This window comes from Microcoleus sp. S28C3 (assembly GCF_036700785.1).
GTDB classification, from domain to species: Bacteria; Cyanobacteriota; Cyanobacteriia; order Cyanobacteriales; family Microcoleaceae; genus Microcoleus; species Microcoleus asticus.
On sequence record NZ_JAUBPO010000001.1, the window covers coordinates 1 to 22966 of the forward strand.

General features: G+C 45.7%; 20 protein-coding genes. 14 read left to right on the plus strand and 6 right to left on the minus strand.

Annotated elements, in window-relative coordinates; translation table 11 throughout:
• Nucleotides 1–69 precede the first annotated feature (69 nt).
• On the minus strand, nt 70–1521 hold the full coding sequence (locus QUA13_RS00005; protein WP_333195663.1) for a bifunctional serine/threonine-protein kinase/ABC transporter substrate-binding protein: 1452 nt from the start codon (nt 1519–1521) through the stop codon (nt 70–72).
• A 279-nt stretch (nt 1522–1800) separates the two neighbouring features.
• Between QUA13_RS00005 and QUA13_RS00010 the strand changes: the two genes are divergently transcribed.
• Nucleotides 1801–2598, plus strand: a complete 798-nt coding sequence (locus QUA13_RS00010; protein ID WP_333195665.1) for a calcium-binding protein — start codon at nt 1801–1803, stop codon at nt 2596–2598.
• A 94-nt stretch (nt 2599–2692) separates the two neighbouring features.
• On the opposite strand, the gene plsY is transcribed toward QUA13_RS00010, so the two are convergent.
• The 4 genes from plsY to QUA13_RS00030 form a co-directional block, all read right to left on the minus strand.
• The gene (gene plsY / locus QUA13_RS00015) at nt 2693–3376 is read right to left on the minus strand and encodes a glycerol-3-phosphate 1-O-acyltransferase PlsY (protein WP_333195666.1); all 684 of its coding nucleotides are present in this window, start codon (nt 3374–3376) and stop codon (nt 2693–2695) included.
• Between the two features lie 113 nt (nt 3377–3489).
• A complete protein-coding gene (locus tag QUA13_RS00020; RefSeq protein WP_333195668.1) occupies nt 3490–4821 on the minus strand; it encodes a DUF3086 domain-containing protein in 1332 nt (443 codons plus the stop codon).
• A 59-nt stretch (nt 4822–4880) separates the two neighbouring features.
• Nucleotides 4881–5273 carry a DUF3119 family protein gene (locus tag QUA13_RS00025; protein ID WP_333195669.1) on the minus strand — a complete coding sequence of 131 codons (393 nt, stop codon included), beginning with the start codon at nt 5271–5273 and terminating at the stop codon, nt 4881–4883.
• A 53-nt stretch (nt 5274–5326) separates the two neighbouring features.
• A complete protein-coding gene (locus QUA13_RS00030; protein ID WP_172190284.1) occupies nt 5327–6121 on the minus strand; it encodes an MlaE family lipid ABC transporter permease subunit in 795 nt (264 codons plus the stop codon).
• Nucleotides 6122–6307: 186 nt separating this feature from the next.
• Between QUA13_RS00030 and QUA13_RS00035 the strand changes: the two genes are divergently transcribed.
• Together QUA13_RS00035 and QUA13_RS00040 are read left to right on the plus strand one after the other, a co-directional pair.
• On the plus strand, nt 6308–6595 hold the full coding sequence (locus QUA13_RS00035) for a hypothetical protein (RefSeq protein WP_333191503.1): 288 nt from the start codon (nt 6308–6310) through the stop codon (nt 6593–6595).
• A gap of 402 nt (nt 6596–6997) precedes the next feature.
• Nucleotides 6998–7438: an Hsp20/alpha crystallin family protein gene (locus QUA13_RS00040; RefSeq protein WP_333195671.1), complete on the plus strand. Its 441-nt coding sequence runs from the start codon at nt 6998–7000 to the stop codon at nt 7436–7438.
• A 115-nt stretch (nt 7439–7553) separates the two neighbouring features.
• On the opposite strand, the gene QUA13_RS00045 is transcribed toward QUA13_RS00040, so the two are convergent.
• Entirely contained in the window at nt 7554–7694 is a 141-nt protein-coding gene (locus tag QUA13_RS00045) for a hypothetical protein (RefSeq protein ID WP_333195672.1), read from the minus strand.
• A 6-nt stretch (nt 7695–7700) separates the two neighbouring features.
• Between QUA13_RS00045 and QUA13_RS00050 the strand changes: the two genes are divergently transcribed.
• The 11 genes from QUA13_RS00050 to uvrC all read left to right on the plus strand — a co-directional run bounded on the left by QUA13_RS00050 (nt 7701) and on the right by uvrC (nt 22868).
• The gene (locus QUA13_RS00050) at nt 7701–8063 is read left to right on the plus strand and encodes a hypothetical protein (protein ID WP_333036735.1); all 363 of its coding nucleotides are present in this window, start codon (nt 7701–7703) and stop codon (nt 8061–8063) included.
• Nucleotide 8064: 1 nt separating this feature from the next.
• Nucleotides 8065–8454, plus strand: coding sequence for a hypothetical protein (locus QUA13_RS00055; protein WP_333195673.1), 390 nt, complete (start codon nt 8065–8067; stop codon nt 8452–8454).
• Nucleotides 8455–8788: 334 nt separating this feature from the next.
• Complete coding sequence (locus QUA13_RS00060; RefSeq protein WP_333195675.1) at nt 8789–9190, plus strand: fasciclin domain-containing protein; 402 nt, start codon at nt 8789–8791, stop codon at nt 9188–9190.
• Between the two features lie 333 nt (nt 9191–9523).
• A complete protein-coding gene (locus tag QUA13_RS00065; RefSeq protein WP_333195677.1) occupies nt 9524–14632 on the plus strand; it encodes a PAS domain S-box protein in 5109 nt (1702 codons plus the stop codon).
• 417 nt (nt 14633–15049) lie between these two features.
• Nucleotides 15050–15268, plus strand: coding sequence for a hypothetical protein (locus QUA13_RS00070; RefSeq protein WP_172185839.1), 219 nt, complete (start codon nt 15050–15052; stop codon nt 15266–15268).
• Between the two features lie 312 nt (nt 15269–15580).
• Nucleotides 15581–16666 (plus strand): amino acid ABC transporter substrate-binding protein, encoded by a 1086-nt coding sequence (locus tag QUA13_RS00075; RefSeq protein WP_172185838.1) that lies wholly within the window; start codon nt 15581–15583, stop codon nt 16664–16666.
• 180 nt (nt 16667–16846) lie between these two features.
• The gene (locus QUA13_RS00080) at nt 16847–18061 is read left to right on the plus strand and encodes an ABC transporter permease subunit (protein ID WP_333195679.1); all 1215 of its coding nucleotides are present in this window, start codon (nt 16847–16849) and stop codon (nt 18059–18061) included.
• A 45-nt stretch (nt 18062–18106) separates the two neighbouring features.
• Entirely contained in the window at nt 18107–18706 is a 600-nt protein-coding gene (locus tag QUA13_RS00085) for a hypothetical protein (protein ID WP_333195680.1), read from the plus strand.
• A 16-nt stretch (nt 18707–18722) separates the two neighbouring features.
• Complete coding sequence (locus QUA13_RS00090; RefSeq protein ID WP_333195681.1) at nt 18723–19922, plus strand: amino acid ABC transporter permease; 1200 nt, start codon at nt 18723–18725, stop codon at nt 19920–19922.
• Nucleotides 19923–19972: 50 nt separating this feature from the next.
• Complete coding sequence (locus QUA13_RS00095) at nt 19973–20725, plus strand: amino acid ABC transporter ATP-binding protein (RefSeq protein WP_333195682.1); 753 nt, start codon at nt 19973–19975, stop codon at nt 20723–20725.
• Between the two features lie 115 nt (nt 20726–20840).
• Nucleotides 20841–22868: an excinuclease ABC subunit UvrC gene (uvrC, locus tag QUA13_RS00100; RefSeq protein WP_333195684.1), complete on the plus strand. Its 2028-nt coding sequence runs from the start codon at nt 20841–20843 to the stop codon at nt 22866–22868.
• The last annotated feature ends 98 nt before the right edge of the window (nt 22869–22966 follow it).

Consider the following 22966-nt stretch of genomic DNA (forward strand, 5'->3'; position numbering starts at 1 on the left):
AATACGTGAATACCACGTTTTCTATAGTTGTTTTTTTGTCAAGTACAATTTATACCAAATTAGATGAGCTTACCCTGCCTCTGCTTTGAGATTCGCATCGTCAGCAATAATGACTCTCAGACCTTTGCCGTTAATAGCTTTGGCTTCGATCGAGCTTTGACCGGGAAAGTTTTGATTCCTCTCAGTAGCAGCGATTAATCCTAAATTAACTTCGGTTTGGGCTTGGGCAACGCCGCGCAAAAGTTCTTTTGCCGAATCAGCATTAACGGCAGAACCTGACTGATTTTTCAGGATTGGAACGGCAACAGCAATTGTGTAATAATCAGCATTTTTGTTTTTCAAAAAAGCATTGTTCATGTAAATTAAAGTTTCTGGATCGATGCTGTCTTCTTCGTTCCAGGATTTTTTGAATAAATCAAAAGCAGATTGATAATTTGATTTAGCAAACTCCTCAACTCCCTTTTGCTTTAACCGAGGTGAAGAAGTTTTGACGAGGATTTCTTCGCCGCAACTCAAAGCATCTCCCTGGATTAAAGGACAAGTTTTAGGTGTAATTGTGTGTAAAAAAATAGGGGCTGCCAGTCCCGCTGTCATTCCCGCAACTGCCAATGGTAACAAGCTAAAGATCGATCGAGAAAACAGCCTGCGTTTCGGCGGTGGTGAGTGCAACGCTGTTAGCGAACTCAAATCCTGCAACACTTCAGCAACAGATTGGTAGCGGTCGTTAAAGTGGTAGCGCACCATCTTATTTAAAACTTTTTCCAGTTGGTCGCTAATTTGTACCATCGGGCGATCGTCACTTGAGTAGCGCCAGATGAGTTCGCCAGTTTTTTTATCATTAAAAAAGTCTTCAATATCTAACCCTGCGATCGCTTGAATGCCGATGATTCCCGCAGCATAGATATCGCTGTTCAATCTGGGCTGATTTTTCCACTGTTCGGCTGGCATATAACCGTCTGTACCAACCGCGCGAGTTTGAGTTATTTGACCGTTCTCGATCGGCAAAGTGCCGATCGCTTTTACTGCCCCAAAGTCAATTAACACAATTTTGCCGTCAAGCTTGCGCCGGATTAAGTTTGACGGTTTCAGATCGCGGTGAATAATACCTTGAGAGTGGACGCAATCTAAAACTGACAAAATATCTTGCAATAAATCAATAACTTCTGACTCCTGAAACTGCCTGAGAGATGCGAGTTCTTTGTTGAGCGGATTTCCTTCGATGTATTCTTGAATTAAGTAAAATTTTCCATTTTCCAGAAAGCGATCGATCAACTTGGGAATCTGCGGACACTTATCGAGATACTTCAGAGTTTTAGCTTCTTTTTCAAATTGGTGCTGTGCTTCCTCCAACAGCCGCCCATCGTTAGATTCAGGAGGCGGAATTTCCTTGACGACGCACACGGGATTTCCAGGGCTGCCCAAAGCGTCGTTAGCCGTATAGGTTCTGGCAAACCCTCCCTCACCTAATTGACCGATTATTTGGTAGCGATCGCGCAGAATATCCCCTGGCTGTAGGCACATAGATTCTCCCATTCACCGACTCGATCTGTTAGTTAATATTGATTTTGCCGCATATTTGGTTACTCTCTATGAAGATTTGGGCGAAATCAAGACTTGCGTTGCCAATTTTATGAAATTGGCAACGCAAGTCTACTCTTTGCAACATATTTTTACACATATGAATTTTATGAACTCAAGGTTATAAATTTTATGAAATCAATCCAATGAATATATGAATTGACTTTCTAAGTCGCTTATTTAATCATGTTGACATCCGAGATTTTACGGAGAAAATATTTTATGGCTTTACAAACAGATCCATCAGGAGTACCCCGATTAATTGGCGAAAACACCTCCGAATACAGTGACTTACGGTTCGGAAGTGTCGGTATTTCCTCTGGGGGAGTTTTGATGCTGGGAGGTGACGATACAGTCGATGGCGCACAAACCAACGATTTGATCTTTGGCAATGAAGGGGAAGATATTCTCAGAGGGAATTTTGGTAACGATTCTTTATTGGGGGGAAAAGGGAAAGACGCAATATTGGGAGGGGACGGAAATGACTCTATCAACGGCGGTCAAGATGGAGATGTGATTTTTGGTGATGGTGGAAATGATATTTTAGTAGGCGGTAAAGGCAATGATTTTTTAGTTAGCGGTAGCGGAAATGACACTCTAGTGGGAGGTGTTGGTCGAGACTTTTTAGCAGGTTTTGATGATAATAATTACCTCAAAATCGGGGGCAGCAACTTGTACGTCCTCCAAGCAGAACCCGGAGTTACAGATGTCAATAATGCCGATATCATTGTAAATTTCCGACCTGCTTTCGATAAAATTGGATTAGCAGACGGTTTGACGATTAACGATGTAGTTTTGGAAAGCTTGACAAATGTGTCCATTACAGTACAGTTTGAATTTCCGCAAGCTGCGGGCTCTTTTATCCCGCCAGATCAATTAAGACCCCTATCGGCCGTGACTTCAGGGACTGCGATCAAACTCAGGAATTCAGGAGAATTCATCGGTTTTGTGGAGGCTGTAACGCCTGCTCAACTGCAAAACAGCATTCTCAACAGCATTATCTCGGTTCAGGGATTCTAAGCTGTAGGATGCGCTGCAATGCCTCCTGCAAAAGCTTAAATCGAAGATTGGATAGAGAAATGGTAATCTGCAACCAGCGGTACAAAAATACTAATTATCGATCGCTAGCTGCTGTTTCCAATTTCTCCCCAATCCTCGGTTCAGTACCATTCAACAGCCGCTGAATATTGCTCCGATGCCGCACAATTACAAATACCCCGCCCGCAATTCCAAACAATACATAAGCTAGTGGCTGATCTAAAGCAAACATCAATCCCGCCACGCTAATTGCTCCGATAATCGAGCTTAAAGAAACAATTCGCGACACCGCAAACACGATTCCGAAAATTCCGAAAGTTCCCAAACCAACAGGCCAGTACAAACCGAGCAAAACTCCCAAACTCGTAGCCACAGATTTACCGCCGGTAAACCCCAGCCAGATTGATTTGCTGTGGCCCAAAATAGCAGAAAAACCAGCCAAAGTTGCCATCCAAGGGATGACTGTTGCAGTATTTTCTAAACCTGCGGCGGTTGCTAGCTGCTGGGTAAAATTGAGCGAGTAAATGTAACGAATCAGGACGATCGCACTTACCCCCTTCAACACGTCAACCAGCAACACCCCCAACCCCGGCCACTTCCCCAAAGTCCTCAGTACGTTAGTCGCACCCGTCGAACCCGAACCAACCTCTCGAATATCAATTCCCAGCATCCATTTCCCCAAGGCGTACCCAGTAGGAATCGATCCCAGCAGATAAGCTGCTATTAACAGTGCGCCATTTAAAATTATCCAGCTAGCCATTTTTTAATTTGATATTTTGTGTACTTTTAAAATTTGCCACCTTTCTACTAGCATAATTAGCAATTAGCAATTAGCAATTACCGATTACCAATTACCAATTACCAATTACCCAATCAAAAATCCTTAGCAGTCGTCAAAGTTTGCGGGTCAGAAGCAAAGGCCAACCACAGCGGAAATTGCAGCATTGACAAACTAATTAAATCCTCAGTTTCATCAATGACAATTAGCGGCAATTTGCCATCTTTCACCAGTCGATCGGCTTTTTGAGCCAAAGCTTCCGCCGACTCAAACATAATAATCCCCCTTTCCGGGCCAAAATCGCTGCGAGTAATGCCCAAACAGTCCTGCAAACCCCGGCGCCACTCTCCCAAACGTTCGGGACTGTTGGCGAGCACCAAAGTCCGCACCCGTCCACCGTAGACGCTTCTGAGTACAGAAATAATTGTCGAAGTAATCAAGATATTTTGTAAGCGCGAACCCATAGTCCGCAAAGCGCCCCTTCCTCCTTGGGTGAAAAACCAGTTAGAAACTCGTTCCGCGTGGATGGGTTCAAAAGTGCGGCGGAGTTGCCAGGGCGGGCCGTAGTAGTCCGGGAGAGTGCGGTATTGATCGAGGGTGCGCCGAATTTGTTTGGCTTGTTCTTGAAATCCCTGTTCAGAAAATCTGGGATTTATCGGTGCTGAGGATTGAGACTCCTCAGCAGGAATTTGCTTGGGCGTTTCTTGCACCGGCGGGGTTAAATCTAAGAGTTCGGCGGTAGCCGCCAAATCCTGCAAACTGCCTACTAGATAGTCTTTGAAACCCTGGACTCGAATTGCTAAATCTTGGGAAACGCCGGCAAAAGTTGTGCGCATTTCCTTTTGAATTCGATCGCGCCGGCGTTCGAGTTTTTCTACTTCGATTTGCAGCGCTTGTTTGCGCTGATCTAGTTGAATCAAGCCGTCTTGTACCAAACGCCCGATCGATGCTTGAGCCTCGCCCAACGCTTCTATAGCATTGGCTTTGTCGGCTTCCAAGGCGGCAATTCTTTCTGTCAAATTTTGTTCTTGCTGCTGCAATTGTTTGACTCTCTCTGCCAACTGTTCGGTAACATTTTCTGGGATGGGAGTTACCGTTTCTGCGGTTGCTGTTGGCTGGGAGTCGGTTGGAGGGTCGATTTGAGCGATCGGACTTTCTGATTCGCCATCGTCGGTGTTGAGCGGGATTTGGGCCTGGGCGCCTGCTTCGTCCACGAATTCGGCGATTTCAGCATCTTCCCCGCCCAGCGGCGGGTCTGTTTCTGGCGGGAGTTGGGCTGGCAGTTCATTTTCGTCGATCCACAAATCCCGTGTTTGAGATAAAAGTTGGTACTCCCTCTCATTCACGGGTAAATCGACTTCGCCTTCACCGGTTGGTGCGGCTGGTTGTGCTTGCGGTTCTTGGGTTGGAGATTCGTCTGAATTCATGGGAAATTTTGTTCGGCGTGGGGCACGGAAAAGTTAAAAATTTAAAATTAACAACTTTTTTAGTCTTGACGGGGACAGCGCTGTTCTAAGCAGGTCTGTAGCATTTTACGATCGAACAGAACCGGCAGAAAGTGAATGCTGTTAATTTCTTTGAAATAGAACAAAATCGGCACCGCGGGCCAAAATATCCGCCAATTTTGCCATTCGCGGTAAGGAAAGCGGCGGATTAAATTGGACGATCGATAAATGTCCAAATCGGTTGGGGTAAATTGCAGCCGGATGGTGGCGGCTTGGTACATCAGAAACAAGCCGAACAGCGAAAGCGACAAACTCGCCCACTTCTGCACGAACAGCAGCGGTACGCCCGCCAGTACCAAAGCTAGGGGAAGCGCATAACTCGGAGCGAGTTCGATCGTACTTGTCGGCGCAGTTGAAGAGGCAGTTGTAGTCACGGGTTTAAGTTAAACGAATTTTGTCAATACTTTATATTTTACCGTTTCCTAGCTTACAAGCCTTTGAGTACGCTAGAGCCCGTCCCCTGAAACATCAGCCAAGTCAGGAAAAAGTTCACAATAAAAATAGCCAGTAAAGCCGTCACCACCGCCGTAGTAGTCGATTGACCGACGCCTTTTGCCCCGCCGGTGGTGGTCAAACCCCAGCTAGTGCCGATTACAGCAATCAAACCACCGAATACAAAAGCCTTAATTGCCGCGCTGCAAATATCCCACAGACTCAGGAAATTGCGGACTGATTCTAAAAACACGCTTTGAGAAATGCCGTACATCGCCGTAGCAATCAGCAGTCCGCCGAGGATGCCGGTGACGAGACACATGATGGTTAAAATTGGCAGCATCAAGCAGCAAGCAAGGACGCGGGGAATTACTAAATAGTCGATCGGGTCTGTTCTGAGCATCAGCAGGGCATCTATCTGCTCTGTTACCTGCATCGTGCCGATTTCCGCTGCAAAAGCCGAACCTACCCGTCCCGTCACGATCACGGCTGTTAAGACGGGGCCGAGTTCGCGAGTCAAAGACAAAGCCAAAACGCCGCCGACGACATTGCCGGCCCCGAGGTTAATAAACTCCCTCGCTACCTGAATAGTAAATACCATGCCGACAAAACCCGCTGTCAGCAAAGCAATCAGCAGAGATTCCGGGCCGACTGCTGCCATTTGGTCGAGCGTGTTGCGGCGGTGAATTTTGCCCTTCAGCAAGTGCAGCATGACTTGACCGCCCAATAAAATTGCTGCCAGCAACCGCTGACTCCACAAACTGAGGCTCGAAGATGTAGTGGTACTCAAGGGGATTTCGAGTATAGAACAACTGCCAAAAATGAAATCTATCTACAAATCTTAAACAAGTTTTTTCTATAACATTTAAGATTTCTGACAGAACCGACCACTGAGGGCGATCGCTGCCTATCGTAGAAAAGGACAAGTTTTGTTTACTTGCACCTTTCGGCAGTTTAGCTGAATTTACTGACTCTTATGAGCATTTTCCCCAATTTTCTTCGCTCTGTACTGCTGACCAGCCTGTTGAGCTTTGTCGCCCCCTTATTGTTAATCGGTGGGGGATTGACTAGCTTTTCGCTGCTCGGCCTCGTGCCTGCTCTCCAAGGAGTTGGTCGTTCTGGAGAAGACCTGATTTTGCAGTTTTTAACTACTTTCGGCAGCGGCTGTCCCCTCCAGGGTTTTTTCGTAATCGGCTTAACTTTTAGTTTGGTGGGTGTTTTGTTTGATACCTACGCTTCTTATCAGCATTCGCGGTGGAGTTAATTTTGTTTCGTTATATGTGGGATTTGAGATTTTAGGTTGGGAATTCTAAATTCAATCTAAAATCTCAAATTGTTGCGTTGCGGTGCGATCGAATAGCGCCACCTGCAATGACTTCGCCGAAAAACAGATACTTGCTAGCAGACAGGAGTGGTGGCGAGCAAAAAATTTTAGACTGAGGTTCAAACTTCCAGATTCATCTGTGGAGTCAATCTCAAATCTCAAATCTCAAATCTTAAACATCAAATCGACTGACTCAACATTATCGATCGCGAATGTTCGGAAAAGCGATCGCCCTTTTTTCGGAAAACCGAATCCCCCAATTTCGGGAGCTGGAATATATTAAATACAGGTTGAGTCAAGTGTTTCTCAACCTAAAAACTTCAGATAGTCGAGGTATTAGTTATGGCACTTATTCGTTGGGAACCTTTGCGGGAAATGGACTCCTTGCAGCGAGAAATGAATCGGTTGTTTGATAGCTTGACACCGGCAACCGATCGCGCATCTAACGGTGTTGCTTTTGTACCCCCCGCCGAACTCGATGAAACTCCCGAAGCCATCCACCTTAAGTTAGAAATTCCGGGCATGGAAGCTAAGGATTTGGACGTACAAGTAACCGCAGAAGCTGTTGCTATCAGTGGTGAACGCCGTCACGAAACTAAGAGTGAATATAAAGGCATGACTCGCTCTGAGTTCCGCTACGGTTCGTTCCGCCGGGTGATTCCCCTACCCGCACGGGTTCAAAATGACAGCGTAGAAGCTGAGTACAAAAATGGGGTTTTAAACCTGAATTTGCCCAAAGCAGAAGCCGAAAAAAATCGCGTGGTTAAAGTTCAACTCGGCTAAGAAATAATTGTTGGCTAATTGCTGATAGATAGGGCGTGCGGTGCGCGCCCTATTTGTTTTGGGAATTGCGAATTGGTAATTGCTAATTGGGTCGAAAAGCATTGGGCATTGGTAATTAGCCATTGCGAGTTTGAGGAATGATTCTTCCTTTTTCCTTCTTCCTTCTTCCATCCATCCATCCATCCGTTACATCCTCAGAAAGCGAATCCGTTGCCGAACTTCCTTGTTCCGATTCTTCAACCGTGCTAAACTCCAATAAGCAATGGTTGGTGAGGAGACTTGCGTGCCGAGTCAGGGAGTGGGAGGAAATGGAATTGCATCTGAGTTTGGAGACTTAACCGGGATGACTCGCCAAGAAGTCGATGACTTCTTGCGCGGACTGGGTGCTAAGGTAAAAAGTTCTTCAGGAAATTATGTTGAATACAAATTTTCTGACAGGTCAAAAGTCATAATCCGCACTAATAGTGAAGTTGTTCGCCTGCCAGCACCGCGATATGGCTCAGATGGTAGAAGAATAAACTGGGGTTTGCGTCTTGACAAAGATGGTAGCGTACTCCAAACACGCGATGAATTTGGCAATCAGATTCCTGATACGCACATTACTGGAGAAAAAGTGAGTAATTAATATGCCTGATGACTACAACTTGCTTAATTTAGGTGGACTTACATCCCTAGTGAAAAATGTCAATGTGTCTTTGTGGGGGAATGAAGTATTACTGGAATGTATCTACGATCCTACAGGCGATAAATTGCCTTACTCTTTAGTTTTTCAAGACTGCCGAGAAATTATGTGGGAGGTGCATGATGAAGAGGAAGTAAAAGAACCATTAGCTGATTTGATTGGCATTCATTTGGGTGAAAACGCGCACCGGAAAGCGGCTTTGATTCATACGGATATTTTTGAAATTTCAATTTTGTACGGCAGTTTTAGCATTCACAAGGGAGAAAACCTAAATGCTGAAGTAGCAGATTTAGAAACAGAGGTTTTGGTATCACAATCGCCAGCAGTCTTGTAGCAATTTCAAAGCACCGCGCGGTTAAATTGCCAAGCGGTTCATAATATTATATCTGCTAAAATAACTATTACAGGACTTGCGCACTCCGACTCCTCGAAACAGGGTTTTTTACCTAATATGCGGGTTTTCGTAAAAAACCCGGTTTCTGGGCCCCCATATGTAAGTCCTATATTATTAGCTTTGTAGTGACGACTGAAGTCCTCATCAAAAATCTGAGGATTGAAGTCTTCACTACAAAAGAATTACCAATTTTTCAAAAAAGAGAGTAGGTATTGTTGCCCGCCTCAGTTTACGATACTTAATAGAACTTTTTTCCCAGATGAGGTAAAACACAATGCCTGATATTGTTGATATTGCCGTAGGTGCGGGTTCGTTCCAAACCCTCGTAACAGCCGTGCAAGTAGCTAATTTAGTAGACGCGCTCAAAAGTCCGGGCCCTTTTACTGTCTTTGCACCCAATGACGATGCTTTTGCGAAATTGCCGCCAGGAACTATCACAACCCTAGTGCAGAACGTTCCCCAATTGACCAGGATTTTGATGTTTCACGTTGTCTCTGGCAAATTTATGAAAGCTGATTTGGCAAAACTCGGTTTTGTTACTTCCTTGGAAGGTTCGCCGATTAAAATTGATTGTTCTGAAGGTTTTGAGGTGAAAAATGCTACTGTTGTCGCTGCGGATATCGAAGCTGATAACGGCGTCATCCATGTAATCGATAACGTGATTTTAATGGGGTAGTTTCACCGTCCATCGATTTTCGATTTTCAATTTTCGATTGACTCTAAAGATGAATTTGAGGCTTTGAACTTTGGTCTAAAATTTTCTAAATTTTACCACGAAAGTCGGGAGCTTGCATCTGTCTTTGGGTGTAAGGTTAAGTCGGGCAATGGGAGCGAAAGCTTGCATAGAGCAGTGTCTCTTTGCTCCCGATCGCGCCCTTGTTTTTTAGCGGTTGAAGGTAATATCAATATAAATAACGTTGTCTTTTCGCCGCATATCTTTTAGAATCATTGTTTACAAAAGTTTGAAAATCAATAATTATAATATAAGCAAACCAGTGTGGTGAGCACTATGCAAATCCTAGCCGCCAGCCTCAAAGCAAAAGTCCGCCAGCGTACCTTGGAACTGCAAGTTCTCAACGAACTTACTGCGAAATTACAACTCGCCACTTGCGCTGATGAAATTTGGTCTGCGTGTTTGACACATCTCGATCGCCTGATTCCGGGCGCGGCGATCGCAATTTTGACGCCACCGGACGATCGACTATACCTGCAACACTTACAGCCCTTAACTGCTAGCGCCAGAGCCGAAATTGAAGGCCGATTGCAGGCAGCTCGCGTTGAATGGCTCGCTGGAAATCGAGACTGGGCAGATCACATCGATCCGCCACCAATTGCTCAGTTTCAGTCGGTCTTGATGGCACCCGCTAACCCGGATGAAAGTGAAGAATTGTTGGGAGTAGTTTTCATTGGTGCAGAGCAAGCAACGGCTTTTAATTTGGAACACCTTTGTTTGCTCCACACAGTCGCTCAAATTTGTGCCAAATCGTTAATTAGCCTAGCAGCAAAAACGACCAATGTCAAGGGGAAAGGTCAAAATAATTTGGCTCTGGATGCGGAAAGTCAAGAACTGTTGTTGCGGGCTTTAATGGACGGTGCGCCGGACAGAGTTTTTGCGAAAGATAGAAACTTTAGATACATTTTAGTAAATCAAAGTTTTGCGGCATATTTGGGGAAAAATGTTGAGGAAATTATCGGCAAAGATGATATTGAATTAGGGTTTTCAGCCGAATTAGTATTTGGCGATCGCAACGGCCGGGTTAGGGGCATCCGCGATGAGGATCGAGCTGTGCTGGCCGGAGAGATTGTTCGCAATCCCTACCAGACGATCGCCTTTGGAGGCGGCAAAGAGCACATCTTTGACACGCAAAAACTGCCGCTGTGCGATGCCGAGGGCAATATATTTGCGGTTTTGGGTTTTTCTCGGGAGATTGGTCAATTGCAGGCCACAGATGAAGCCAGGAATCAAAGCCAAGCCAAACTGCAAAAAATTACTGCTAGCGTACCCGGTACGGTATATCAAATTGACTTGCATCCAGACGGCTCAATGGCTTTCTCGTTTGTCAGCGCCGGCTGCCGAGAATTGTATGAAATAGAACCAGAGGCTGCTCAGCAGGATTTTAATGTAATTGTTGACATGATTCATCCCGAAGATCGAGATGATTTTCTCAACTCGGTCACGCTTTCTGCTGAAAATTTGCAGCCTTGGCGCTGGGAAGGAAGAATTGTCACTCCGTCAGGAAAACTTAAATGGGTGCAAGGAGCTTCTCAGCCAGAATTGCAAGCATCGGGGGAGATAGTTTACTACGGCTTGTTCACGGATATTAGCGCCCGGAAACAAGCGGAATTGAAGCTGCAACTTTATCAACAAATCTTTTTGAAATCCAACGATGCGATCGCCATTTTAGACCCCCAAGGCTATTACTTAGAAACAAATCAAGCTCACACAGCTTTGCTGGGTTACAGTTCGTCGAAATTGTGGGGGAAAACGCCTGCAACTGGGATGGGAGAACAGGCATTTGCGTCGGTACTGCAAAGCTTGGCAGAAACTGGGAGTTACCGAGGCGAAATGACCTTTATTAAGGCTTTGCAAGGGGGAACAGTTGAGGTGGAGCTTTCGGCTTTTGCGGTTCTCAATGATGCTGGGGATGTAGTCTGTTACGTAAACGTCAAAAGGGACATCACCGAACGCAAGCGAGCTGAGGAAAAACTCAAACTTTACCGAGAAATATTTTTAAACTCCAACGATGCGATCGTCATTATCAATGCTGACGGGTTTTTCCTCGAACAAAATCGCGCTCACCAATCGCTTCTAGAATACACAGACGCGGAATTACAAGCAGAAGCGTCGCCGCTAGTTGCGGGGGAGCGCTTTTCGGCAATTGCCAAAAGTTTAGCGAAAACAGGAAATTTTCGGGGCGAAATTACTAACTCCACTAAAAATGGTCGCACGCTGGCGATCGACGTTGCGGCATACTCTGTGATTAACAACGCCGACGATGTAATTTGTCATGTCTGCGTCAAGCGCGACATTACCGAACGGATAAAAGGAGAAGAAGAACGCCAAAAATTTGTGTCGCTGATTGAAAACAGCAGTGATTTTATCGGTATGGCTACCCTAAAAGGCAAAACGCTGTTTGTGAACGAAGCCGGACGAAAACTGGTGGGCTTAGAAAATATTTCGGAACAGCTTTATACGGAGATATGGGATTATTTCGCCCCAACTTTTAAACAGGAATTTAGTCAAGAGATTTTGCCAATAATTATCAGTCAGGGTCAGTGGCAAGGAGAAGGTCAAATGCAGCACTTGCACACCGGAAGAAGCATTGATGTTGTGATGAATGCTTTTCTGGTCAAGCACCCTCAAAGCAGCGAACCGCTGTGCTTGGCTGCGGTAATTCGCAATGTCACCCAACGCAAGCAAGCTGAGAAAAGGCTGCGGGAACAAGCAGAACAAGAACGGCTGGTTTCGGCGATCGCCCAGCGAGTCCGGCAGTCTCTCAACCTCACTCAAACTCTGAGCACTGCCGTACAAGAAGTGCGGCAGTTGCTGGCAACTGACCGCGCGGTAATTTATCGTTTTGATTCCGAGGAAACAGCGAGTGTTGTTGTGGAATCTGTAGGGGATGATTGGATTCCGTTGCTGGGCATAAAAGTTCCAGAAATATCTTTTGGCGAAAATGATCTATCGCTATACCGCGCCGGAAAAATTCAAGCAAGGGCAGATATTTATACGGCCAGTTTGAGCGACATCCACCGAGATTTCCTTGTTAGTTTCCAAGTAAGGGCTAATTTAGTTGTACCAATTTTTATCGGCGATGAAAGTCAGGAGTTGGCAACAGAATATTCGCCGGAAACTCCCGGAATTGAGTCGCCTATGGGGAGTTTGGAAGCGAGTCAAAATCGATTGTGGGGATTGCTGGTTGCCCACCAGTGCAGCGCTCCGCGTGTTTGGACTGATTCTGAGATTGATTTGCTGGGAAGGTTGAGCGTGCAGTTGGCGATCGCCATTCAGCAATCTACTTTGTTTGAACAAGCGCAGCAAGCCCGAGAAGCGGCCCTAGAAGCATCTCGAATGAAGTCGCTATTTTTAGCAAATATGAGTCACGAAATCCGCACTCCGATGAATGGAGTGATGGGGATGACTGATTTGCTCCTGAAAACGAATCTTACTCCCGAACAACTCGACTTTGTGCAGACGCTAAAACTCAGCGGCCAAAATTTGCTATCCATCATTAACGATATTCTCGACCTCTCCAAACTGGAAGCAGGAGAAATGCGCTTAGAAACAATCGAATTTAACCTCAGTATCTGTGTGGATGATGTGCTAGATTTGTTGGCAACTCCCGCCCAAGAAAAAGGTATAGAATTGGTAGCGCTGATTGACAGCGACGTGCCACTGCAAATTAAAGGAGATGCAGCGCGGTTGCGGCAAATACTCACTAATTTGATTAACAATGCAATTAAGTTTACAGAAGCTGGAGAAGTGGTAATTGAGGTTTCTCTTGGCACGGCTCAGGGGTTATTGGCAGACAGCGACGAGCAGAAAGTTGTAGAGAATATCCAACCGTTAGAACTCGGAAGTAATGGCTCGACATTCCTGCTTTTTAAAGTCACAGATACAGGAATAGGGATTTCTCAAGAAGACCAAAAAAAGCTATTTCAATCTTTTACTCAAGTTGATGCTTCTACGACGAGAAAGTACGGTGGCACAGGTTTGGGTCTGGCTATTTGTAAGCAGTTAGTAGAGTTAATTGGGGGTCAAATCGGTGCGGAAAGTACCCCTGGCAGAGGCTCGACTTTTTGGTTTACTGTGCCGGCAGTCGAGGAAAATTTAACTGCTGTAGGAACGGCGTGCAAAGTGAATTTGCAAACGGTGCTGGCGGGGCGAAAAATGTTAGTTGCTAGCGATAAGCCGACAGTGCGAAAAGTGCTGCTGAGAATGGCTGTTTTGTGGGGAATGGAAGTTGAGGAGGTTGAGAACGGTTGGATGGCGATCGCATCTCTGTACAAAGCTGTCAGCGTTAATTGCCCTTACGATATTGTTTTGGTTGATATTCAGTTGCCGGAAATGGTGGCGGGAAGCCTGGAACGGTTGATGGTTTCTGAGCCGACAATGCAGCATACAAAGTGGGTGGTGCTGACTTCAATTACTCAGATATCGGAGGCGAAACGTTTGGTAAATAGCGGTTTTAGCGGTTATTTAACTAAACCTGTGAAAGCTCATCGGCTGTTTGATTGCTTGGTGAAGGCGATCGCCCCGGGTGCGGCTATGGATCGGCAGGTGGCAAATCCCAAGTCCAATGGAGCCTCAGCTATGGACAACCGGGAGTTAGCCAACTTAAAGATTTTGTTAGTTGAAGATACCCCGATCAATCAAAAAGTTGGTCTGAATCAACTCAGAGTTTTGGGATGCACGGCGGATGTCGCGAATAACGGCGCAGAGGCGCTATCGATGGTTGCTATCAAAAAGTATGACATTGTGTTGATGGACTGTCAGATGCCGGTTTTGGACGGTTACGAAGCGACGCAGGAATTGCGCCGCCTGGAAGCGGCAAATGCTGCTGCTGGTTCGATCGAGCCACATCAAAAGACGGTGGTGATTGCGATGACGGCGAGTGCTTTGAAGGGCGATCGCGAAAAGTGTCTGGCGGCGGGCATGGACGATTATATTAGCAAACCTATTTCGATCGAAAAGTTAAAATCAGTCCTAGAAAATTGGTCTGGCCAGTTAAAAATTGAAAGTCCAAAGTTTAATGGCGAGGAACTCAAAAACTCTTCAGAGGATATTCAATCTTTAGTGGATATGCCGCGTTTGCGCGAAATTGCTGGTGCTGATTTAGAGTTTGAGCGGGAAATACTGCAAGCTTTTGTGGTTGATACTGGCAGTTATTTAGAAGCGGCTAAGGTAGCGATCGCCTCGGCAGATGTCCAGACATTGGCCCGCCGCGCGCATCAAATTAAAGGTGTCAGTGCTACGGCGGCGGTGCGGTTAATGCCCGAGATGGCAGATCGGCTTCAAAGTCTTGGCGAATCAAACGATTGGGAGGAGGCCACGAAAATCATCGCTGAATTAGAAATAATTCTCGCGGGGGTTCAAAAGTGGGTGGCCCCTGAGTAAGCTGCTGCTATGTTCGAGAGGGAGAAGGTGAGAGGGGGACAAAATTTGATGACTTTTTGGGGAATACGGCATTGAAATATACAATTTAAATGCGCAACAGCTTAATTAATTTTCTGGCGAACCGGGCAGGAGTGCCCGATCCCGGACAGATCCTGGCAGCCCCCACGAGCTATAGTATGTAAAGATTTTTAATTTTTTATCAAGATTTTTATCTCAATGTGACAGAATTCGGAACTCTTATAACATCTTGTGTGTTGTAGCTTGTGACACTACTTTATTGAGTTATTGTGGTCAAATATAAAAAAATCATTAAGCCGATGGCTATGACGGTGCTTTTCGTCTATCGGCTTGAGAGACAAAGACCAAGTTTTCGCCCAGTCCGCCCATTAACTGCGTCTTTACGCTCCAGGAGGTTTTATGACTCCCATCATGTTACGTCAACTTTGGTCGTTAATTGAGACCACCCAAGCTACTCTGTTAGTGAATTTGGACGATGCCACCCTGGTACAGTGGCTGCTGAAGCAGTTGAAGATGAACTCTGCGCTTAATGGCAAAGAAGCAGATTTGTTGAACGAGTACATCGAGTCTCGGCTGTCCCTAATCCGCGATTTAGCTGAGCAGCGCCTAGCACCATAGGTACAGTGAGCGCATTCAATCAAAATCGGATAAATATTCCAGGGAAGGGCGATCGCCGCGGGCAAAAATAGCCGCAAACAAACCGGGTTTCTATGATAAATCTTGGGTTGGACGGCGGCGCCTCCAGCCACAAACCGGGTTTCTCGCTCTCCGCGCCCTGCTTGCTGAAAAAAACACAGGCGGGTAGCTGATGCAGTTGCCACAGTGCAGCACCGGATGCAAAACGGCTAATTTGAAGCCGGAGGCTGTTGTGCGCCACAGTTCTCGACATCTACAAGGTAGGATGATCAGGAAAGCGTTCTACTAAAATCTATGCGTAAATGGGGATTTCTGCTGCTAGCAAGCGTGTTATTTGCGGCACCGTTGGCATCTTGTAGGGATCGATCTGCACAAATCGGACAAACACCAGCAACAAATGCTGCGGGTGGCAACTCGCAACAAGGTTCGAGCCGGATAGATACAATTGTCAGCCGCGGCAAACTGATTTGTGGTGTCAGCGGCGAACTGCCGGGTTTTAGCTTTGTAGACGAAAAAGGCAAATATTCGGGACTGGATGTGGATGTGTGCAGGGCTGTCGCGGCGGCAATATTTGACGATCCCGAAAAAGTCGAGTACCGAAAGCTCAATGCTAAAGATAGATTTACAGTTTTGCAGGCTGGAGAAATCGACATTCTCAGCCGAAATACCACCTACACGGCAAGTCGCGACAGCACTACCGGACTGGAATTTGCCCCGGTGATCTTTTATGACTCTCAAAGCATCATGGTCAAAAAAGACAGCGGCATCAAAACTTTAAAAGATTTTGCGGGCAAATCTATCTGCGTGCAGACAGGTACGAGCACCGAACAAAATTTGTCCGACCAAATGCGAAAATTAGGAATTAAATACACTCCTGTGGTGTTTGAAGATGTGAATACTACCTTTGCTACCTATCAAGAAGGTCGCTGTCAAGGTATTACTGCCGATCGATCGCAACTTGTTTCTAAGCGGACAACTCTGCCGAATTCCGAGAATAATGTTGTTTTGCCGGTAGTGATGTCAAAAGAACCTTTAGCCCCAGCGGTGAAAAGCGGCGATCCTAAATGGTCGGACGCCGTGAAATGGATTATTTTCGCGGCGATTGAAGCTGAGGATTTGGGAATTAATTCGGGAAATGTAGACAAAATTGTGGCAAGCACTACAGACCCGAATGTCAAACGTTTGCTAGGAACAGAAGGAGATTTAGGTAAAGGTTTGGGACTCCCGAACGACTACGCAGTCCGCGTTGTTAAGAAAGTGGGGAATTACGGAGAAATGTACGATCGCAACCTCGGCCCCAAAAGTACACTTAAGTTAGAACGGGGTCAAAACAGACTCTGGAAAGATGGCGGTTTGCTTTATTCGCCGCCGTTCCGCTAATTTTAGTTAACTGTTGACTGTTAACTGTTGACCGTTGAGTGTTAACAGTTAACCAACCAGATATTTTAGACAGCAAGGTACTCCGCGCTTACCCGACTTGTAAGGTGCTTGCTAGGTGCACCCTACAAGATATTTTAGGCAGGCTAAAGTTAGGTATAGTTCGATCTACATTAAACAGTTATGAACCCAGAACCTCAACCGGGCAAATCGCAGAAATTTCCCAAATTTAAAGATCTATCAAAACTGCTGCGGGACGATCGCTTCTGGAAAATAGCCGGACAGGCGATCGCCCTAATTTTAGTAATAGTTGTTATCGCGATTCTCTGGGACAATCTCAGTGCCAATTACTCGCAACTGGGGATTGCCTTTGGATTTGATTTTCTCAATTCCCAAGCATCTTTTGATATCGGCGAAAGTGTCATTCCCTACAGTCCCGAAAACAGTTACAGACAAGCTTATTTTGTCGGTTTAATCAACTCGCTGCGGGTAATGGGTATCGGCATTGTTTTCGCAACAGTTGCGGGTTTGACTGTAGGAATTGCGCGCCTTTCCGACAATTGGTTGCTGCGGAGTTTGGCTGGTTTGTATGTAGAAATTCTGCGAAATACACCTTTATTGCTGCAATTATTTTTCTGGTATTTTGCAGTTTTCATTTCCCTGCCAAAACTGGAAGACAATCAGCAGGTGAGGGGGCCGATTTACTTGACAAATCGCGGCATTGCTGTACCTTGGCCTGTGGCTTTGCCGGGTTTTGAGATTTGGTTGATTTTGCTAACTATCGGAGTTTTGGCGGCTGCGGGGCTGTGGATGTGGCGGGCGCGAGTGATGTTGGAAGAAGCTAAGCCGGGAAGACAGTTGTTTTGGGCTGTAGGTGCGATCGGGCTGAGTGTAATCTTAGCTTTGATTATTACCAAAAATCTGCCTTTTCGTCTAGATTTCCCCCGCCTGACACCAGCATTGCAACTAGAAGGAGGATTAAAAGTTACTCCAGAATTTGCAGCCTTGGTGACAGGGCTCAGCTTGTATACTGGCAGTTACATTGCAGAAATTGTCCGGGCCGGAATTCAGTCAGTATCGAGAGGCCAGTGGGAAGCCGGAAAGTCTTTAGGGCTGAAGTCTGGAACAATGATGCGGATGGTAATTTTGCCGCAAGCTTTGCGGGTGATTGTGCCGCCTTTAACCAGTCAGTATTTGAATTTAGCTAAGAATTCGAGTTTAGCGGTTGCGGTTGCTTATCCCGATGTTTATTTTGTGGTGGGAGCTCCGACGTTGAATCAGACCGGTCGGGCGATCGAAGCAATGTTAATTATCATGGTAACATATCTAACAATTAGTTTGATAGTTTCTCTGTTCATGAATTGGTACAATAAAACCGTACAAATCAAGGAAAGGTAACTGCTGAATATTGGAGATTTTTGATTTAGGATTAAAGGAGAATAAATGGCATACAGTGATTTTAGTTTAGCAAAAGTATCTAAAACTTTTGAACTTAAAATTTTAGATGCAGTTAATATGTTTTCTGCTATTCCAGAGTTAGAAAGTAGTAACTTTTTAGAAGAAACCCTTCTATATACTGTGCCATTAGCTATTAGCAGTAATACAGAAAAAGCTCGCTCCGAAATGATTATTGCACCAATTTTGATCGAACTGAGAAAACAGTTAAATTCTGAAATTAGCTTTTTTTCAGGAATAGACTTTACAATCGATCCCGAAAAAGGATTAAATGGAAATTGCGATTTTCTGATTAGTCGTTCTCCAGAATTATTAATTCTTACCGCACCAGTAATTATCATTGTAGAAGCCAAAAAGGAAAATATCAATGGCGGATTGGGACAGTGCGTAGCAGAAATGCTAGGCGCTAGAATATTTAATGAACGTGAAGGCAACGATATTCCTGCGATTTTTGGCGCTGTCACTAGCGGGACTAACTGGAGATTTCTAAAATTAAAAGACCAAGTAATTGAAATAGATTTAACAGAGTATTACCTCAGAGATGTTAATAAAATTTTAGGAATATTAGCGAACAGTATTAGAAATTAATAATAACTAAAAACTGATGGAAACAATACCTGTATTACCGCCCCCAGCCACCGAATCGCCTACCCCTTGGAATTGGGCGCGCAAAAATTTATTTAGTACCTGGTACAACAGCATTCTGACAGTAGTTTGCCTAATTATCACCTTCCAAGCGATTAGAGGAATTATCGTTTGGGCAACAACAAAAGCTCAATGGCACGTGTTAGAAGCCAACTTGCCGCTATTTTTCGCAGGCAGATTTCCCCGCGACTCCTACTGGAGGCTGTGGATAGTAACGGGGATAATTGCCTTGTTGGGAGGATTAACTTGGGGAAACATTCAGCGGCAAGAACGTCTTTGGAATCCGCCTTTACTAATTATACTCGGTGCTGCGGTTGTGGGTGCGGTCATTTCGCCGATCGACCTCACCTCTCGCCTCTACCTCTTAGGAATTATTATCGCAGCCGCCGCCAGCTATGTGATAGGAAGGCAAATTAACTCAAAAATTATGGACTGGATGCCGGCAATTTGGGCTCTTTCCTTCCCCATAATTTTGTGGCTAATTAAAGGCGGGTTGGGTTTGACAGAAGTGTCAACAAATGATTGGGGTGGTTTAGTATTGACGCTGTTTTTAGCAGTTATTAGTATTGTGCTTTCCTTTCCTTTGGGAGTATTGCTAGCACTCGGCAGGCAAAGTTCTTTGCCAGTTGTAAGACTGTTATCAACATTATACATTGAAATTATTCGCGGTTTACCATTAATTGGCATTTTGTTTTTAGGTCAAGTGATGCTGCAACTCTTCTTGCCGCCCGAATATCCGAAATTGGATAGAGTGATTAGAGCCATTGCTGGATTAACGTTATTTAGTGCGGCATACTTGGCGGAAAACGTGCGCGGTGGCTTGCAGGCCGTGCCCAGGGGACAGATAGAAGCAGCGAGGTCGATCGGGCTAAATACACCCCTACTCACAATTCTCATTGTACTGCCTCAAGCACTGCGAATAGTCATTCCGGCGATCGGCGGTCAATTCATCGGATTATTTATGGATACATCCCTACTGTCTCTATTCGGAATGTTAGAATTAATCGGAATATCCCGCGCAGTTTTAGCAAATCCATCCTATATCGGTAGATACGCCGAAGTTTACATATTCGTCGGGATAATTTATTGGATATTTTGCTACTCAATGTCCCTAGCAAGCCGCAAAATAGAGCGAACTTTAGGCGTAGGTCAAAGGTAAAAAAAATCTGCGTTCATCCGCGTTCATCAGCGGTTTAAAAACAAAAAAATATGGAAACTAAACCCACAATCTCAGAAAAAGTAATCGTAGCAGAAAACGTCCACAAATGGTACGGACAATTTCACGTACTGCGCGGCGTCAGCATGACCGTCAACCGTGGCGAAGTCGTGGTCGTGATGGGGCCATCTGGTTCGGGAAAATCGACGTTTATTCGCACATTCAACGCATTAGAAGAATATCAACAAGGTAAAATTACGATCGACGGAATCGAACTTTCCCACGACTTGCGCAACATCGAGACAATTCGGCGCGAAGTAGGAATGGTGTTTCAGCAATTCAACCTGTTTCCCCACTTATCTGTGTTGCAAAATGTCATGCTAGCGCCAGTATGGGTGCGCCGCTGGCCGAAGAAAAAAGCTGAAGAAGTGGCGATGCAACTGTTAGAAAGAGTGGGAATTTTGGAACAAGCACAAAAATATCCCGGACAGTTGTCTGGGGGACAGCAGCAGCGGGTCGCTATTGCACGTTCTCTAGCCATGCAGCCTAAAATCATGCTGTTTGATGAACCGACATCAGCATTAGACCCGGAGATGGTGCGGGAAGTTTTAGATGTAATGCGAAATTTGGCTCAAACAGGAATTACAATGGTGGTGGTGACTCACGAAGTCGGGTTTGCGCGCGAAGTTGCCGATCGCATTGTATTGATGGATGGCGGCGTTTTAGTTGAAGAAGCGAAGCCGGAACAGTTTTTTCAGCACCCGAAGGAAGAACGCACGCGCAAGTTTTTATCTCAAATATTGTAACTGATTTTCAAGTTTAGTCCGTGGGTTTGCGACGGTAGCCGCCGTAAAAGTCCGCACAATTAAGGTAAAATAAAAGAGTGTACAATAACTCTCTATTTTGCTGAGATAGCTTGCAATGCCATCCACAAAAACTCTGCCGTTAGTTAAAGACTCGGAACGCCTAGAAAGTCGCCTCAAAGAAATTCCGGCGGTTCCTGGTGTATATTTAATGCGCGATGAGAGCGATCGCATCCTTTACATCGGCAAATCCAAAAAACTCCGAAACCGCGTCCGTTCCTACTTCCGCGAAAGCCAAAATCTCAGTCCCCGCATCGCGATGATGGTGCAGCAAGTGCGCGAAATTGAATTCATCGCCACCGACACAGAAGCAGAAGCTTTAGCCTTAGAAGCAAACCTCGTAAAACAGCACCAACCTTACTTTAATGTACTCCTCAAAGATGATAAAAAATATCCTTATTTGTGCATAACTTGGTCGGAAGAATACCCGCGCATTTTTATCACCCGCAAACGCCGCGCAGGAAGTGCAAAAGACCGCTATTACGGCCCTTACGTCGATACAGGGGCGCTGCGGAGTACGCTGCATTTAATTAAGCGAATTTTCCCGCTGCGGCAGCGCCCTCAACCGCTGTTTAAAGACCGTCCGTGTTTGAACTACGACATCGGGCGCTGCGTTGGCGTTTGTCAAGGGTTAACTTCGCCTGAAGAATATCGAAAAATCATCCAAAAAGTAGCGATGATTTTCCAGGGAAGGACTCAGGAATTGCTCGATATCCTGGAGCCGCAAATGCAACAAGCTGCCGAAGATTTAAACTTTGAAACTGCGGCGCGCCTTCGCGATCAAATTAAGGGTTTGGAGTCTTTGAGTGCGGGTCAAAAAGTGTCTTTGCCCGACGATACGGTTTCCAGAGATGCGATCGCACTTGCGGCCGATAGTCAGCACGCTTGCGTTCAATTGTTCCAAATTCGCGCCGGTCAATTGGTCGGAAGATTGGGATTTATGGCGGAAATACCCTCCCAACCCAGGGCGGGCACGGAGGCACCGCCCCTACAATCGGGGGAGCAACAGTTATCTCAACTTTCTCTTTCCTCCACACCTTGGCAAGGGGGGGTAGAGGCCGGAGCGATTTTGCAGCGCGTGTTGGAAGAACATTATCAAAATGTCGAATCTGTAGAAATTCCCAGCGAAATTTCAGTGCAGTACGAATTGCCAGAAGCGGAAATATTAGCAGATTGGTTGAGCAATCGTAAGGGGCGAAAAGTTACCATTTTGACCCCGCAACGGCAAACTAAGGCTGAATTGATTGAGATGGTGGAACGCAACGCTGAGTATGAATTGGCGAGAATGCAAAGATTGAGCGATCGCAATTCTCAAGCAATGGAAGATTTAGCAGAAATTCTCGATTTGCCTGAAGTTCCTCGCCGCATTGAAGGTTACGATATTTCTCATATTCAAGGTTCTGACGCCGTAGCTTCCCGCGTCGTATTTATTGACGGTTTGCCGGCTAATCAACACTACCGCCATTACAAAATTAAAAATCCTGAAATTAAATCAGGGCATTCTGATGATTTTGCTAGTTTAGCAGAAGTTATCGGTCGCCGATTCCGAGGATTGAAGGAAGAAGAAAGAGGGAAGATGGAAGATGGGTTTAGCGATTTAGAAGAACCGAAAGAACTCAGCAATTTATCCTCAGATTCTCCTACTATTTCCGACAAACCAGACTTAATTATGATAGATGGCGGCAAAGGTCAACTGTCAGCAGTTGTGGCTGTTTTGCGGGAGATGAATTTGCTAGAAGAGTTGCGCGTTGTCAGTTTGGCCAAGCAGCGAGAGGAGATATTTTTGCCGGGGGAATCTTTGCCGCTGCCAACTAATTCTGAGCAGCCTGGGGTACAATTATTGCGCCGGGTGCGGGATGAGGCGCACAGGTTTGCTGTGAGTTTTCACCGGGATCGAAGAAGCGAGAGAATGAAGCGATCGCGCCTTGATGAAATTCCCGGATTGGGACACCACCGACAAAAACAATTGTTGGCACATTTTCGGTCGATCGACTACCTGCGTTTAGCAACTCCCGAACAGTTGGCAGAAGTTTCTGGAATTGGCCCGCGTCTGGCGCAGCAAATTTACGATTATTTCCACCCGTAAAGTCTTACGCAGCATGGGAGACGGGGATTTTTTGGGCGAGGGGGCGATCGGGCCGCAAGTCGCGATTGAGCCACTGTGAGGGAGGTATTCAAAAATTT

Coding starts and splice junctions, on each gene's coding strand:
- QUA13_RS00060 (WP_333195675.1), top strand. CDS start 8,789: ATGCCTGATATTGTTGATATTGCCGTAGGTGCGGGTTCGTTCCAAACC.
- QUA13_RS00035 (WP_333191503.1), top strand. CDS start 6,308: ATGAGCATTTTCCCCAATTTTCTTCGCTCTGTACTGCTGACCAGCCTG.
- plsY (WP_333195666.1), bottom strand. CDS start 3,376: ATGGCTAGCTGGATAATTTTAAATGGCGCACTGTTAATAGCAGCTTAT.
- QUA13_RS00095 (WP_333195682.1), top strand. CDS start 19,973: ATGGAAACTAAACCCACAATCTCAGAAAAAGTAATCGTAGCAGAAAAC.
- QUA13_RS00020 (WP_333195668.1), bottom strand. CDS start 4,821: ATGAATTCAGACGAATCTCCAACCCAAGAACCGCAAGCACAACCAGCC.
- QUA13_RS00010 (WP_333195665.1), top strand. CDS start 1,801: ATGGCTTTACAAACAGATCCATCAGGAGTACCCCGATTAATTGGCGAA.
- QUA13_RS00040 (WP_333195671.1), top strand. CDS start 6,998: ATGGCACTTATTCGTTGGGAACCTTTGCGGGAAATGGACTCCTTGCAG.
- QUA13_RS00080 (WP_333195679.1), top strand. CDS start 16,847: ATGAACCCAGAACCTCAACCGGGCAAATCGCAGAAATTTCCCAAATTT.
- QUA13_RS00075 (WP_172185838.1), top strand. CDS start 15,581: ATGCGTAAATGGGGATTTCTGCTGCTAGCAAGCGTGTTATTTGCGGCA.
- uvrC (WP_333195684.1), top strand. CDS start 20,841: ATGCCATCCACAAAAACTCTGCCGTTAGTTAAAGACTCGGAACGCCTA.
- QUA13_RS00050 (WP_333036735.1), top strand. CDS start 7,701: ATGGTTGGTGAGGAGACTTGCGTGCCGAGTCAGGGAGTGGGAGGAAAT.
- QUA13_RS00085 (WP_333195680.1), top strand. CDS start 18,107: ATGGCATACAGTGATTTTAGTTTAGCAAAAGTATCTAAAACTTTTGAA.
- QUA13_RS00090 (WP_333195681.1), top strand. CDS start 18,723: ATGGAAACAATACCTGTATTACCGCCCCCAGCCACCGAATCGCCTACC.
- QUA13_RS00005 (WP_333195663.1), bottom strand. CDS start 1,521: ATGTGCCTACAGCCAGGGGATATTCTGCGCGATCGCTACCAAATAATC.
- QUA13_RS00070 (WP_172185839.1), top strand. CDS start 15,050: ATGACTCCCATCATGTTACGTCAACTTTGGTCGTTAATTGAGACCACC.
- QUA13_RS00055 (WP_333195673.1), top strand. CDS start 8,065: ATGCCTGATGACTACAACTTGCTTAATTTAGGTGGACTTACATCCCTA.
- QUA13_RS00065 (WP_333195677.1), top strand. CDS start 9,524: ATGCAAATCCTAGCCGCCAGCCTCAAAGCAAAAGTCCGCCAGCGTACC.